We start from the raw sequence: 14,130 nt of genomic DNA on the forward strand, positions 1-14,130 counted from the left end.
AGGGTGCGGGCATGCTGTAGGCATGGCGACGCACACCACGAACTACGCGAGCACGTTCATCGAGGTCGCAGAAGACTGTCCCGTCGACCACGCCGAAGAGCCGCCGACGGGTGAGAGGCCCACGATCGCCGCACTGCACTATCGACTGATCGCGCAGGAGCCGTATGCGCGCACCTCCGACGACGTGATCTTCACCACGCATGCGCTGCGTGCCGGGATCGACCCCGACGACTCCGCCGCACGCGAGGCGTTCTTCTCGAAGGGGCAGCCCTGCCTGCGCTCATCACCGCTGGGAAAACGCTACGGGTGGGGGATCGCCCACGACGCCGAGGGGCGGGTCGCGCTCGTCCCTCGAGAATCCGAGGACTACACCCTGCTCGCCGCCGACCCCGCGATCGCCCATACCCGGGCGATGCGGAGCCGACGGGCGTGAGCTCACCTCGAGGTCAGTGAGCCGTCGACGTCGATCTCGAGCGTGAGTCCCAGGTCGAGACGCGCGAGGAACGCATCGTCATGACTCACGACCAGCACCGCCCCGCGGTATGCCCGGAGCGCCTCGACCAGCTGATCGACCGTGTCGATGTCGAGGTTGTTCGTCGGCTCGTCCAGCACCACGAGGTGGGGTGCGGGGTCCGAGAGCAGCAGTTTCGCCAGAGCCACGCGGAACCGCTCCCCGCCTGACAGAGCGGCGACAGGTCGCTCCGCGGTGGCCCCTCTGATGAGGAACCGTGCGAGGCGATTGCGCAGCTCCTTCTCGGGCACCTGCGGTGCGGCATCCGCGATGTTCTCGAACACCGACCGGTTCTCGTCGAGCCCGTCGACGCGCTGCGGCAGGTAGCCGATCCGGTCGGTGAGAGCTGTCGCGACGAGGCGCGCTCCGGAGCTCCGGAGATCCGCGTCGTCACCTGACGGATCGGGCCGGTCCGCGTCGAGCGGCAGCGCTTCTCCGGAGTCGTGGCCGACGTCGGCCACGAGCCGTTCGAGCAGCGTGGTCTTTCCGGCGCCGTTGCGCCCGATCAGCGCGACCCGGTCGGGGCCCTGGATGATCCACGACCGCTCGCCGTCGCCGATCGTCGCGATGCGACGACTGCGTGACACCTGTGGATCCGGCAGCTCGATCTTCATCGACGCGTCGGACCTCAGGCGCCGCCCCGCCTCGTCGAGAGCGGTGCGAGCGGCATCCTCCTTCGCCCCGACCTCCGTGCGCAGCCTGCCCGCCGACACCTCGGCCGCCATCTTGCGCCCGTGGGCCACGATCTTCGGCACGCGCTTCTCGATCTCGGCCTTCTTGGCGGTGCGCGCTCGGTGGGCGAGCTTGACCTCGGCCTCGATGCGCTGGCGCTTCTCCTTGCGGAACTCCTGTTTCGCCGTCACCTCCGCCTGCCTCGCGGCATCCTGCTCGGCGTCCAACCAGGCGCGCCATTCGGAGTACGGCCCGCCGAACACGCTCAGCGTCTGGGCGTAGAGCTCGGCGGTGTCGTCCATCAGTTCGAGCAGCGACAGGTCGTGGCTGACAACGATGAGTGTGCCCTTCCACGAGCGGACCATCGCCGCGAGTCTCGCGCGGGCGTCGCGGTCGAGATTGTTGGTCGGTTCGTCGAGCAGGGTGATCGGCGCGCGCCGGAGACGGATGCCCGCGATCGCGACCAGCACGGCCTCACCACCCGACAGCTCGCCGACCCTCCGGTCGAGGAACTCGGGGGCGAGCCCGGCGTCTGCCAGGGACATCTCGGCGCGCGCTTCGATGTCCCACTCGTCGCCGACCGTGTCGAAGTGCACCTGATCGACGTCGCCCGCGCCGATCGCACGGACGGCATCGAGGGCGGGAGCCACTCCGAGAAGATCGGCGACCCGGCGGTCGACGTCGAGTGTGAGCTGCTGCGGCAGGTAGGCGACCTCGCCGGTGGTGGTGAGGTGCCCGGCCGTCGGGCTCAGCTCGCCCGCCATCAGCCGCAGCAGCGTGGACTTGCCGGCGCCGTTGCGACCGACGAGGCCGGTGCGACCGGAGCCGAATGATCCGGAGACCGAGTCGAGCGCTGACGTGCCGTCGGGCCAGGTGAAGGTGAGTCGATCGAGGGTGACCGATGAATGAAGAGTGGGGACTGACATGGTGTCTCCTGTCCAGTGCGAGGGTGCACTGACACCGGTCGCCCGATGGACCCGTCTGAGCGGGTCGCTGTCGAAGGACAGCGGGCGGTGGTCTGCCGTGGAGTCGGCGATCGTCGGGTCAGCGCGCGGAAAGATGAGCGCGGAGGCGACGGATCAGATCAAAGGACTTCCAGACACGGCGGACAGGACTCAACGACAATACCCGGGCGTGTCGGAGTTTCGCAACCCCGGGCGTGTCGCGGCTGCGTGCAGGGGCGGTCACGCCTCGACGGCGCGCTCCAACCACTTCGTGAGGAACGCGCGCACGTCTCGGAGCTCCTCCTCCGAGATGCTGTGCGTGAGCCCGGTGTAGACGCGTCCGGACAACTCGGAGTGCGCCGGAAGCCACTCGGCGGTGTGCGCGACCAGCGTCTGGGGGATCACCTGGTCGTTCGTGCCTCGGCCCCAGAAGACGTGCGGTCGCGCCTCGGTCAGCGCATCGTCGCCCGGCAGCTCGCCGGGCGCGGCGTAACCGCTGAGGGCCACCACGGTGTCGATGCTCCCGGGCGCGAGTCGCATGGCCTGCAGGGCGACGGCGGCACCCTGCGAGAACCCGAGAAGGGCCACGGCAGGGGCGTCGGCCCTGACATCGTCGAGCCAGCGCAGGAACGCCTCTGCCGCGACGGTGACGGATGCCGAGCTGCGGCCGTCGAGACCCTCGATGGCGTACCACGAGCGCCCGGGCATCGGCCACGGGGGAGCGAGCGGGGCGGCGACGGACGCGACCACGATGCCGTCCGGCAGGTAGGGGACGAGCCCGAACAGGTCGTGCTCGTCGGCGCCGTATCCGTGCAGCAGCACCAGCAGCGGCATCCCCGCGCGATCTTCCGTCGACCAGCGCGTGAGGAGCCCGTCGATCATCAGTTCTTCGCTCACGGTCCCATCCTGCCAGCGCCGTCCGACACCCGCAGGAGACGATCATCGGATCGTATGCCGGTCGTGGCCTCAAGTCGGTGTTCGCCGGAGGGTGCTGCTGGTAGAAAGGAGACATGGCCGTCCGCACACCTGATCCCGACCCCGAGCCCGACGACGGCATGGAGGGCTTCGGCGCCGCACAGCCCTCGCGTGACTCCAACCCGGGGTGGTTGAGCGACTTCGAGCTGGCGGAGGCGAGACGCCATCTGCCCATGCTCTACGTCGAGGCGATCCCGGTGAGGACCGATGGCTCCGGGCAGGTGACCGAGATCGGCATCCTGCTGCGTTCGACGCCCATGGGCGAGATGACGCGCACCATCGTCTCGGGCCGAGTGCGGTTCGGCGAGACGATCCGCGATGCGCTGTTCCGCCATGTCGAGAACGATCTGGGCCCGATGGCGTTCCCGCTGCTGCCGCCGCAGCCGCTGCCCTTCACGGTCGCCGAGTACTTCCCGATCCCGGGGGTCAGCGCCTACCACGATGACCGTCAGCATGCCGTCTCGCTCGCGTTCGTGGTGCCGGTCACCGGCACGTGCGAGCCGCGCCAGGATGCACTCGAGGTCACCTGGTTCTCGCCCGAGGCCGCGGCATCGGACGCCGTCGCCGCCGAGATGGAGGGCGGGCGAGGCACCCTCATCCGCCTGGCGCTCGCGAACCTCGGTCTGCTGCGCTAGCCGCTCCGCTCAGCGTGTTGTGAGACGCGCGAGCTCTGCGACGAACTCGTCGACGTCGGACTCCTCGGTGTCGAAGCCGCACATCCACCGCACCTCGTTGCGCGCGGCATCCCAGTCGTAGAAGCGGAACTTCTCGCGCAGCTGGTCGGCGATGCCGTCGGGCAGCTGCGCGAACACGCCGTTCGCCTGGGTCGGCTGCGTGAACGAGACGCCGGTGATCTCGCCGGCCGCGATGCCCGCCTCGATCGCCCCGCGCAGTCGCTGCGCCATGGCGTTCGCGTGCTGGGCGTTGCGCAGCCACAGGTCTCCCTCGAGCAGCGCGATGAGCTGGGCGGAGACGAAGCGCATCTTAGACGACAGCTGCATGTTGAACTTGCGGGAGTACTGCAGTCCGCTCGACGCATCGGGGTTCAGCACCACGATGGCCTCGCCCAGCATCGCGCCGTTCTTCGTGCCGCCGAAGCTGAGCACGTCGACGCCGGCGTCGCGGGTGAACGCGCGCAGCGGCACGTCGAGGGCTGCGGCCGCGTTCGAGATGCGCGCGCCGTCGAGGTGCAGGGTCATGCCGCGTTCGTGCGCGTGATCGGCGAGAGCCCGGATCTCGTCGACGGAGTAGAGGGTGCCGAGCTCGGTCGACTGCGTGATCGAGACCACGAGCGGCTGCGCGCGGTGCTCGTCGCCCCAGCCCCAGGCCTCGCGGTCGACGAGCTCGGGCGTGAGCTTGCCGTCGTCGGTCGGGACGGCGAGGATCTTGAATCCGCCGATCTTCTCGGGCGCTCCGCCCTCGTCGACGTTGATGTGCGCGGAGGATGCCGCGATGACGGCTCCCCAGCGGGGCAGCATCGACTGCAGGCCGGTGACGTTCGCACCCGTGCCGTTGAACACCGGGAACGCCTGGACGCCCTCGCCGAAGTGGGCGCGGAACACCTCCTGCAGACGGGCGGTGTAGGCGTCCTCGCCGTACGCGACCTGGTGGCCGCCGTTCGCCGCTGCGATGGCCGCGAGGACCTCGGGGTGGACGCCGGAGTAGTTGTCGCTGGCGAAGCCCCGGACCGCGGGGTCATGCTGAATAGTCACCGCACAAGCCTACGGGCGGATGCCGAGCCCGGCGTCCCCCGGCCGGCATACCGCTCTAGCGAATGTCCGAGGCCCCGCCTACCCTCTAATTCATGGAGCGCAGCGCTGCGAAGACCGCCTTCGCGAACGTCCTCGTCAACACGCTCATCGCGAACGTGACGACGAGCTTTCTGTGGTTCGCGCTGACCTTCTGGGTCTACATCGAGACGCAGTCCGTGCTCGCGACCGGCGTCATCGGCGGCGCGTACATGCTGTTCATCGCCTTCTTCGCGATGATCTTCGGCACCATCGTCGACCGCAATCGCAAACACACGGTGATGCTGCTCTCGAGCGTCATCTCGGCGGTCGCCTTCCTGATCGCCGGCGTTCTCTACGTCTGGCAGCCGGAGGCGGCGCTGCTCGACCTCGGCGGTCCGTGGTTCTGGCTGTTCTCGGCGATCATCCTGTTCGGCGGGGTGATCGAGCAGCTCCGCAACATCGCGCTCTCGACGACCGTCACGCTGCTCGTCCCCGAAGATCGACGGGCCAACGCCAACGGCCTGGTCGGCACGGTGCAGGGTCTGGCCTTCCTCGTGACCAGCGTCTTCTCCGGGCTGTCCATCGGCTTCCTGGGCATGGGGTGGACGCTCGCGATCGCGATCGGCGCGATGGTGCTGACCTTCGTGCACCTGCTCTTCATCCGCATCCCCGAGGGGGCGCCGCAGCCAGACCCCGATGCGAAGAGCGCCCTCGACTTCCGCGGCAGTGTGGCGGCGATCCGGCTGGCCCCCGGACTGTTCGCGCTGATCATCTTCTCGACGTTCAACAACCTCATCGGCGGCGTGTACATGGCGCTGATGGATCCGTACGGTCTCACGCTCTTCGACGCGCAGATGTGGGGCTTCGCGCTGGCGTTCGCGTCGACCGGGTTCCTGATCGGCGGCGGGCTCGTGGCGAAGTTCGGCCTCGGGGCGAAACCCATGCGCACCCTGCTGCTCGTCGTGATCGCGATGGGCATCCTGGGGTCGGTGTTCATGCTGCGCGAATGGTGGCCGCTCTACGTCGTCGGCATGTGGATCTACATGGCCCTCGTGCCGCCCGTCGAGGCGGCCGAGCAGACCATCATCCAGAAGGTCGTCCGCTATGACAGGCAGGGGCGTGTGTTCGGCGTCGCCGCGGCGATGGAGGCCGCAGCCGCTCCGATCACGGCGTTCCTCATCGCGCCGATCGCGGAGTTCCTGATCATCCCGTACATGAGAACGCCCGAGGGGCAGCAGCAGTGGGAATGGCTGCTGGGTGAGGGTGAGGCTCGGGGCATCGCCCTGATCTGCCTGTTCGCGGGCATCATCATGGTGATCGCCGCGACGCTGGCCTTCTTCACGAAGTCGTATCGCAAGCTCACCGAGCTCTACGCGAACGCGCCGGAGCAGAATCCCGGCGACGGCGAACCCGACGGCGACGGCGACGGCGCACCGGACGACGCAGGCGAGAACACGGGCGGCGGCACGGACGCCGGCGCCGAGTGGAACGCGGACGCGGTGGCCGAGGGCCGAGCGGATTCCGCCGACGACCGCAGCGTCGATGCGCGCGTCGCGGATGCTCCGCCGCCGCTCCGAGGGCTCCCTCCTGAGGTGCCGGAGGCGCGCCGCTAGCGGAACGGCGTCACCAGCCGAACGCGTCGGCAGCGGAACGGGCTGCGGCGTTCAGTCGAGCGTGATGATCCGGTCGTTGAGATCGGCGGCGTCCGCATCCCACAGCGCGAGCACCTGCGGCGCGAGTGAGTCCGGGTCCAGTGCCTTGGCGCGGAAGACGACCGATGCCGCGCGCAGGGGCTCGACGGCATCCCGCGCTGCCTTCGCGAAGCCCTGCGCCACCGCGCGCGTCCACGCCTCGCTCGCGGCCTTGACGGCGGCGTAGTTCGCGCCTCCCGCCAGAGGGCGACCGACCGCTGTCGACGAGACGATCGCGAAGCGTCCGGCGTCAGAGGCCCGCAGCAGGGAGTCGAAGGCGCGGCTGGTGGCGCGCACCGCATCGAACGCGGGCATAAGCGCGTGCAGGTCGTCGTCGGTCTGTCCGGCGAGGCCCCCTCCGCCGCGCCAGCCGCCGACCAGCGGGATCACGGCGTCGATCGCCTGCAGGCGGGAAGCGAGTTCCGTCATCGACGCCAGCGAGGTCGCGTCGGCCACCTCGACCTGTGCGCCGAGTGCGTCGAGCGCGTGCAGCCGTTCTGAAGATCGGCCGGTGGCGACGACGCGCGCCCCGGCGTCGACGAGTGCTCGCGCCAGGGCGAGGCCAGACGGGCTGGTGGCTCCGGCGAGGAGGATCGTGCGGTCGGTGACGCTCATGTGCTCAACTCTCGTGACGAAACAGTTCTGCGGCCACCCCGGGCAGGAATGGCCGCAGACGCTGCGTCCGGTCGCACCACACGATCGGACCCCAGAAATGCGCGATTCGAGTCAGTCGTCGGTGCCCCGGATGCCGACGGTCGACTCGATGACCGCCTTCATCTTCTTGTCGAGGGTCTCGAAGAACATCGACAGCGGGAACTCGTCGTCCATCACGGCATCCGTGTAACCCTTCGGCGCGCCGGCGAGGATCTCGTCCGACAACCCGCGGGCCCACTGCGATGCCGGGTGCGGCGTGAGCGTGCCGCGCACGAGGTCGTACGCGGCGAGCCAGTGCGCGACCTTCGGGCGGTCGATCGAGTGCCAGTACAGGTCGTCGATCGCGTCGCCCAGAGCCACGACGGCATCCGGCACGTTGTCCCAGTCGAAGGTGAGCGCCGTGTCGGTCCAGTGCAGCACGCCGCGCTGGTGCAGCCAGGCGAACAGCAGCTGTCCGCCGACGGCGTCGTAGTTGCGCGTGCGGGTGCCGGTGATCGAGAAGCGGAAGATCCGGTCGAAGATCACCGCGTACTGCACGAGGTGCGCGTAGTCGTGCATCTCCTGCTCGGTCTCGGTGAGCTCCTCACCCGCGGCGATGCGGGCCGCGAGGGTGCGCTCGATGTTCACCGACTCGCGGAACGCCGTCATGTCGCAGCGCATCTCCTCGAGCGAGTAGAGGAAGAACGGCATCCGCTGCTTGATCATGAACGGGTCGAAGGGCAGGTCGCCGCGCATGTGGGTGCGGTCGTGGATGATGTCCCACATGACGAAGGTCTTCTCAGCCACCTGCTGATCGTCGAGCATCGCGCTCGCGCGCTCAGGCAGGTCGAGGTTGGTGATCGCGGCAGCGGCGCGGGTGACCCGGCGGTAGCGTGCGGCCTCGCGGTCCTGGAAGATCGCGCCCCACGTGAACGAGGGGATCTCGCGCATCGCGACGGTCTCGGGGAACAGCACGGCCGAGTTGGTGTCGTAGCCGGGCGTGAAGTCGACCAGACGCAGCGAGACGAACAGCTTGTTGCCGTAGTCGCCGGCCTCGAGGGCGGCGATGAACTCGGGCCAGATCGTCTCGACGATCAGCGCCTCGACGAGTCGGTCGCTCGATCCGTTCTGCGTGTACATCGGGAAGACGACCAGGTGGCGGATGCCGTCGACGCGGTGCTGCTGCGGCTGGAACGCCAGGAGCGAGTCGAGGAAGTCCGGCACGCCGAAGCCCTCCGAGACCCAGCGGTCGAAGTCGACGACGGAGGCGGCGAGGTACTCGGCGTCGTGCGGGAAGGCGGGAGCGAGTGCGCGGATGCCGGCGGTGATCGCGGCGACGAGGTCGCGCGCCGCGGCGTGGTGCGCGGCATCCGGGATCGATCCGTCCTTGATCTGCATCTCGCGGATCGCGATCGCGGCGTCCTTGAGCTGAGCCCAGGCGACGCTCTGCTCGGCGATCGATGCGTCCTCGACGACCTCGGGTTCGCCGACGATGGCCTGAACAGCGGTGCTGTGGGCAGAAATGATGGACATCGGGACCTCCGATCGGAGAGTTTGACGGAAAGATTCCGGCATATACGGAATCCTGACGATAATATTACATCTATGGATGACTCTGTCGACCGCGCGATCCTGGCCGAGATCTCACGAGACGGCCGTGCGACACTGTCCCAGTTGTCCGATGCTGTCGGCCTCTCCGTGTCGGCCGTGCAGTCACGTCTGCGTCGCCTCGAGACGCGCGGGATCATCACCGGCTACCGCGCGATCCTCGACCCCGAACTCGTCGGCACGCCCCTGTCCGCCTTCATCGAGATCACGCCGCTCGACCCGGCGCAGCCCGACAATGCCCCCGAGCTTCTCGAACACCTCGACGCGATCGAGGCGTGCCACTCGATCGCGGGAGACGCCAGCTACATGCTGTTCGTGCGGGTCGCCTCGCCCCGCGCGCTGGAAGAGCTCGTGCGCGACATCCGGCTGGCCGCGAACGTGAGCACCCGCACCACGGTCGTGCTGCAGACCTACTACGAGCACCGGCCGATCATCTCGGTCGCGCCGGACGCATCCGCATAGCGCGGACGCGCGGTGCTCACAGTGCGGCGCCGACCATCGCCTCGCCGAGGGGCGTGCGCAGATGCAGCATCCTCGCGCCGTCGCGCTCGCTCGAGATCAGTCCTGCGTCGCGCAGCACGGTGAGGTGGTGGGATGCGGTCGACACCGCGATTCCCGCGTCCTGAGCGACCTGCGAGGTCGTGCGGGACGTGCCGGCTCCCAGGAGGATGCCGGCGCGAGCGGGGCCGACGAGCGCGCCCAGCGCCCCGGAGATCTCGGCGGCGTCCCTCGACCAGCCGGCGGTCACCCCGCGCGCCGGGTAGAACAGCGTGGGTTGCGCCGGCGGCTCGGTGAGCACCATGCACCCCCATGTCGACATCACCGACGGAACGAGCACCAGCCCGCTTCCGTGGCAGTCGACGACCTCGCTGTGGCGGCGCAGCGAGACGCGCACGGCCCCGTCGCCCCAGGTCACCTTCGGGTGGAGGCCCCCGGCCATCTCTCTGATCCCCGACGTGGCGATCACTCGCGATCGGACCGCGATGTCGGCTCGCAGCAGCCGATCCAGCTGCGGCCAGACCGGCGCCAGTGCGGCATCCCACATCTCCGACCAGGCGTCTGCGATCATCGCCCGCGCTCGTTCGGGCTGCTGCTGCATGTCGCGCAGTGCGCGTCGGCGAGCGCCGGTCGAGCGGATGACCATCTTGCCGAGGTCGACGCGCAGTGGATCGAGGGGTGCGCTGCGCAGCGCCGACAGCTCGGTCTCCGGTGTCATGTCCCATGCGGGGGCGGTCGTGAAGAAGTCGGGAAGATAGCCGTCATCGCCGACGACGACGGCGAGCAGGCGGAAGCTCTCGCGAGGCAGCCGATCGCGCACGGCGCGCAGCCATCCCCACTGCAGGGGATGCTGGGCCGGCCGCAGCAGCACGCGCACGGCGTGGGCGAGCTCATGCCCGGGGGAGATGCCGAATCGCACCGCCTGGATGTCTCCGGGGCTCAGAAGGAACTCCACGCGGTGGTCGGGATGCTCGACGCCCTCGCGTGGCGTGCCGGCACCTGCGACGACGGAGTTTCGATCCACATCGAAACTCTAGGTCGTTCGTCACGGCCTGTCGAGACTGGGCTCATGAACACCACGTCATCTGCTCTCGCAGCCGTCGCCGCAGCGGGCATCCGCATCGGAACCGGGAACAGCCGACGCTTCGTCGGCGCGGATCACGGTGCGGCCATCTCCTACTTCTACGTCGAGAATCAGCCCGGCGACGGGCCCGGGCTGCACTGGCATCCCTACCCCGAGACGTGGGTGGTGCTCGAAGGCACGGCGCGCATCACGGTGGGCGCGGACACGATCGTCGCCTCCGCCGGTGACACGGCCACGGGCCCGGCCTTCGTGCCACACTCCTTCACGAACATCGGTCGCGGAACGCTGCGCCTCATCGGCATCCATGCGTCCGCCACGATCATCCAGACCTTCCTCTCCGAGGACTGACCCACGACACACCAGGAGCACCCATGTCCTTCCAGGCATACCTCGACAAGGTCGAGACGCAGACCGGCCTCACCCCGCGGCAGTTCATCGAACTGGCGAAGGAGCAGGGCTTCGACGAGACGACCAAGTCCACCGTCGTCCTCAACTGGCTCAAGCAGGACTACGGCCTCGGGCACGGGCATGCCCAGGCGATGGTCCACGTGATCCTCAAGGGGCCGAAGATCAGCGACAAGCACGTCGGCAAGGGCGGCGCGCACGGCGATGCGTCCGACACTCTCTGGCTCGACGGCAAGGACAGCAACCCCGACGGCTGATCCCGCCCGCCACCGCACGACCGAGAACACCCAGAACACCGCACCGAGGAGCCCACATGGCAGTCCGCGTCGATCTCAACGTCTCCCTCGACGGATTGGCGACGACCACCGACCAATCACCCGAGAATCCGTTCGGCGAGGACTGGTCGCGCCTGGTCGCGGCGTACACCGCGACGCGGACGTTCCGCAGCCGCGTGCTCGGCGACACGTCCGGTGCCGGCACGACCGGCGTCGACGAGAGATACGCCCAGGAGTACTTCGAGGGCGTCGGCGCCGAGATCATGGGTGCCGGGATGTTCGGTCTGCACCAGAACCCCGATGACACCGAGTGGCGCGGATGGTGGGGCGACGAGCCGCCGTTCGAGGTCCCGGTCTTCGTGCTCACGCATGCACGGCGCGAGCCGATCGAGTTCGCCAACGGGACCGTCTTCCACTTCCTCGAGACGACCCCGGAGGAGGCGCTCGCCCGGGCTGCAGCGGTGGCCGGCGACCGGGACGTGCGCGTCGGCGGCGGCATCGACGTCGTGCGGCAGTTCCTGCGCAGGGGCCTGGTCGACCGGCTGCACCTTGCGGTCAACCCGCTCGTGATCGGCAGCGGGCAGCGCATCTGGGACGGACTGCGCGGCATCGAGAACGACTACGAGCTGCATTCCGAGGTGGCCGAGAGCGGTGTCATCCATCTGAACTTCCGCCGAGACTGAGGCGCAGAGGGGGCGTCCATCGGCGCCCCCAGTAGGATTCCCTGCGTGGCAGCATCCTCGAAGCGCAAGAAGAATCAGCCCCGTGTGAGCGGCAATCCCGCGAAGCGGGCGAGCGGCAATCCGGCGACCCAGACCGCCATCGACGCCGGGCCCGTCACAGTCCGCGACTGGATCGGCGCCGCACGGCTGCGCACTCTGCCGCTCGCCGTCGCCCCCGTCGTCATCGGCACCGGCGCCGCACGCAGCACCGGTCCGGAGTTCCACTGGGTGATCGCGCTCGCGTGCCTCGCGGTCGCCGTGCTGCTGCAGGTCGGCGTCAACTTCGCGAACGACTACAGCGACGGCATCCGGGGCACCGATGCCGTGCGCGTCGGCCCGGCCCGCCTGACGGCATCCGGTCGGGTGAAGCCCCGCACCGTGCTCGTCGCCGCGTTGGTCTTCTTCGCACTCGCTGCGGCGGTCGGGGTCGCGATCGTGGTCCGCACCGAGCAGTGGTGGATGCTGGCCATCGGCGCCGCGTGCATCATCGCCGCGTGGTTCTACACCGGCGGCAAGAGGCCCTACGGGTACAACGCTCTCGGCGAGGTGTTCGTCTTCATCTTCTTCGGCCTCGTCGCGACGCTCGGCACGACGTGGGTGCAGGCGTTCGAACTGCCCCAGCAGGCGTGGCTCGGGGCGATCGCGGCGGGCCTCTTCGCCTGCGCCGTGCTCCTCGCCAACAACCTGCGCGACATCGATCAGGATCGCCTGGTCGGCAAGCGCACGCTGACGGTGCTGATCGGCAAGCGCGCGACCCAGGTGCTCTTCACGCTGTTCGTGATCGTGCCCTTCGGCATCCTCGCGTTCATCGCGCTGCTGTACCCGATCGCGTGGATCGGGCTGCTCGCGCTCCTCGCCGGGCTCCCGGCCATCCTGATCGTCTGGACCTATCGTCAGGCGAAGGAGCTCGTCACGGCCCTGGCGCTGACATCGCTGACCGCACTCCTCTATGCCGGTGCGTTCTTCTGGGCCCTCGCCGGCTGAGACGCCGATCGAACCGGCTGGCGCTGTGCGTCAGGCCCTCTCGGCGCCGTCGATCGCGTCGTCCTCGACGTCGGCGTCCTTCTGCGCGGCGGAGCTCTTGCCTTCGCGGCGCTCGACGATCCGGGCCGAGGCGTCGGTGAGCGGCCGGCGCAGGAACAGCATCGAGATGCTCACGCCGATGAGCGCGGCGAAGATCGCGGCGAGCCACCAGTACTCGCGGAAGATCGGGAAGAAGAACCACATGATCGCCAGCGGCACGAGGAAGGCCAGCAGACGCAGCACGGTGTAGACGAGGAAAGGTGCACGGTTCTTCACCTGCCCAGTCTACGTTCGCGACCTGAGGGGTCAGCTGTCAGCCGTCGATGCCCAGCGTCCGGAACGGGATGCCGCGCACGACGCGCTTCCACGGGTGCTCGCCGAGCGACCACAGCAGCTTCTCGTCGAGGTCGAGCGCGAGGTCCTCGCAGCCGACGGGCAGCGGCACCCGGTCGCGTGCCAGCGAATCGCGGTTCCCCGTCCACAGGACGCCGGGTCGCATGTGATCCGACTGCGAGACGAAGTGCCGGTCACCCCAGCGGACGGCGCCCTGCATGTGCGTGATCCCTGGCGAGAAACGGCTGATCTCGCGGAACTCGTCGCCATCGCCGTCCGGCACGGAGAACTCGCCGATGCGTCCCTCGTCGTCGCGGGTGTACTCGCCGATGAGGACCCTCCGCAGGGGCACTCCCTCGTCGTCGTAGACGCGGCCGAGGTACGAGCAGCGGAGGTCGAGCGGGTGCACGCGGGTGCGCACCGCGACGAGCGCGGTGGCCCGCAGACCGCGTCCCCGCGCGCCGGCGAGGCGTCGCGCCTCCGGGCCGCGGACGCGCCGGATGTCGGCGAGGTCGAACTCCCAGATGCCACGGCCGGTGGCTGCGACGAACAGGCGGTCGTCGAACCACGCGAGTCCGCCGGCGTGGATCCGGGCGGGCTGGAGCTCGCCGTCCTCGTCGATCGCGAGCAGCACGTCGAGATGTCGGGAGCGCTCGAGGTCGACGAACGCGACCCGCGATGCCAGGTGGTGTCCGTCGAGCTGCTGCCGGAACCAGCTCACGGCGAGAGTCCGACGCCCCTGCCACAGGCCCAGGTCGATGCCCTGCGGGTACCAGCGGCGGGTCCAGGTGCGGGCGCTCAGCCACCGCAGGTCGACCGTGCTGCGGCGCTTCTGCCGCACCGGGCGCCACGTCGTTCCGAACGGCCAGAGCATGCTCCCATCGTCGCCGATCCCCGGGCGCGGTGCGAATCCGGCATCGCCACGCCGGGGTCGACCGAGATCACGTCACCGCGCGTTCACCCGCAGGCCGCCGACCGGCAAGGAGCGCCTGAGAGCATTCCGACACCGTCGACCCGGGGGAGTTC

Annotated in this window: 16 protein-coding genes; 8 read left to right on the forward strand and 8 right to left on the reverse strand. The window is 69.2% G+C overall.

The genetic code is table 11. The annotated features are described in order from the left end of the window. Positions 1–22 precede the first annotated feature (22 nt). Complete coding sequence (locus ACZZZQ_RS11770; RefSeq protein WP_056279641.1) at positions 23–433, forward strand: DUF6157 family protein; 411 nt, start codon at positions 23–25, stop codon at positions 431–433. Positions 434–435: 2 nt separating this feature from the next. On the opposite strand, the gene ACZZZQ_RS11775 is transcribed toward ACZZZQ_RS11770, so the two are convergent. After that, on the reverse strand, positions 436–2,109 hold the full coding sequence (locus ACZZZQ_RS11775) for an ABC-F family ATP-binding cassette domain-containing protein (RefSeq protein ID WP_463507625.1): 1,674 nt from the start codon (positions 2,107–2,109) through the stop codon (positions 436–438). 258 nt (positions 2,110–2,367) lie between these two features. Beyond that, positions 2,368–3,024, reverse strand: a complete 657-nt coding sequence (locus ACZZZQ_RS11780; RefSeq protein WP_463507626.1) for an alpha/beta hydrolase — start codon at positions 3,022–3,024, stop codon at positions 2,368–2,370. A 113-nt stretch (positions 3,025–3,137) separates the two neighbouring features. Here ACZZZQ_RS11780 and ACZZZQ_RS11785 point away from each other — a divergent pair, with 113 nt between their 5' ends. After that, the gene (locus ACZZZQ_RS11785) at positions 3,138–3,737 is read left to right on the forward strand and encodes a DUF4916 domain-containing protein (RefSeq protein ID WP_053097566.1); all 600 of its coding nucleotides are present in this window, start codon (positions 3,138–3,140) and stop codon (positions 3,735–3,737) included. A gap of 9 nt (positions 3,738–3,746) precedes the next feature. Here the strand turns inward: ACZZZQ_RS11785 and ACZZZQ_RS11790 are convergent, their stop codons facing one another. Continuing rightward, positions 3,747–4,814, reverse strand: a complete 1,068-nt coding sequence (locus tag ACZZZQ_RS11790; RefSeq protein ID WP_463507627.1) for a threonine aldolase family protein — start codon at positions 4,812–4,814, stop codon at positions 3,747–3,749. Between the two features lie 92 nt (positions 4,815–4,906). Between ACZZZQ_RS11790 and ACZZZQ_RS11795 the strand changes: the two genes are divergently transcribed. Then, a complete protein-coding gene (locus ACZZZQ_RS11795; protein ID WP_463507628.1) occupies positions 4,907–6,445 on the forward strand; it encodes an MFS transporter in 1,539 nt (512 codons plus the stop codon). 51 nt (positions 6,446–6,496) lie between these two features. On the opposite strand, the gene ACZZZQ_RS11800 is transcribed toward ACZZZQ_RS11795, so the two are convergent. Next, positions 6,497–7,138, reverse strand: coding sequence for an SDR family NAD(P)-dependent oxidoreductase (locus tag ACZZZQ_RS11800; RefSeq protein ID WP_187250289.1), 642 nt, complete (start codon positions 7,136–7,138; stop codon positions 6,497–6,499). A 111-nt stretch (positions 7,139–7,249) separates the two neighbouring features. Next, positions 7,250–8,689 carry a DUF6421 family protein gene (locus tag ACZZZQ_RS11805; protein WP_053097562.1) on the reverse strand — a complete coding sequence of 480 codons (1,440 nt, stop codon included), beginning with the start codon at positions 8,687–8,689 and terminating at the stop codon, positions 7,250–7,252. A gap of 72 nt (positions 8,690–8,761) precedes the next feature. On the opposite strand from ACZZZQ_RS11805, the gene ACZZZQ_RS11810 reads away from it, so the two are divergent. Then, complete coding sequence (locus ACZZZQ_RS11810; protein ID WP_053097561.1) at positions 8,762–9,226, forward strand: Lrp/AsnC family transcriptional regulator; 465 nt, start codon at positions 8,762–8,764, stop codon at positions 9,224–9,226. A 16-nt stretch (positions 9,227–9,242) separates the two neighbouring features. Here ACZZZQ_RS11810 and ACZZZQ_RS11815 read toward each other — a convergent pair whose 3' ends face one another. Next, positions 9,243–10,286, reverse strand: coding sequence for an ArsR/SmtB family transcription factor (locus ACZZZQ_RS11815; RefSeq protein ID WP_463507629.1), 1,044 nt, complete (start codon positions 10,284–10,286; stop codon positions 9,243–9,245). A gap of 45 nt (positions 10,287–10,331) precedes the next feature. On the opposite strand from ACZZZQ_RS11815, the gene ACZZZQ_RS11820 reads away from it, so the two are divergent. The 4 genes from ACZZZQ_RS11820 to ACZZZQ_RS11835 are packed head-to-tail and all read left to right on the forward strand — an operon-like array spanning position 10,332 to position 12,732. Continuing rightward, positions 10,332–10,694: a cupin domain-containing protein gene (locus ACZZZQ_RS11820; RefSeq protein WP_463507630.1), complete on the forward strand. Its 363-nt coding sequence runs from the start codon at positions 10,332–10,334 to the stop codon at positions 10,692–10,694. A gap of 23 nt (positions 10,695–10,717) precedes the next feature. Further along, positions 10,718–11,008: a DUF4287 domain-containing protein gene (locus ACZZZQ_RS11825; protein WP_187250291.1), complete on the forward strand. Its 291-nt coding sequence runs from the start codon at positions 10,718–10,720 to the stop codon at positions 11,006–11,008. A 56-nt stretch (positions 11,009–11,064) separates the two neighbouring features. Next, the gene (locus ACZZZQ_RS11830; RefSeq protein ID WP_187250292.1) at positions 11,065–11,709 is read left to right on the forward strand and encodes a dihydrofolate reductase family protein; all 645 of its coding nucleotides are present in this window, start codon (positions 11,065–11,067) and stop codon (positions 11,707–11,709) included. A 45-nt stretch (positions 11,710–11,754) separates the two neighbouring features. After that, positions 11,755–12,732: a 1,4-dihydroxy-2-naphthoate polyprenyltransferase gene (locus ACZZZQ_RS11835; protein ID WP_053097558.1), complete on the forward strand. Its 978-nt coding sequence runs from the start codon at positions 11,755–11,757 to the stop codon at positions 12,730–12,732. Positions 12,733–12,762: 30 nt separating this feature from the next. Here ACZZZQ_RS11835 and ACZZZQ_RS11840 read toward each other — a convergent pair whose 3' ends face one another. Together ACZZZQ_RS11840 and ACZZZQ_RS11845 are read right to left on the reverse strand one after the other, a co-directional pair. Beyond that, on the reverse strand, positions 12,763–13,047 hold the full coding sequence (locus tag ACZZZQ_RS11840) for a DUF4229 domain-containing protein (protein ID WP_053097557.1): 285 nt from the start codon (positions 13,045–13,047) through the stop codon (positions 12,763–12,765). A gap of 37 nt (positions 13,048–13,084) precedes the next feature. Beyond that, positions 13,085–13,978 carry a hypothetical protein gene (locus ACZZZQ_RS11845; RefSeq protein ID WP_056279657.1) on the reverse strand — a complete coding sequence of 298 codons (894 nt, stop codon included), beginning with the start codon at positions 13,976–13,978 and terminating at the stop codon, positions 13,085–13,087. Positions 13,979–14,130: the final 152 nt, after the last annotated feature.

The sequence above is a fragment of the Microbacterium sp. AC132 genome (assembly GCF_979258525.1).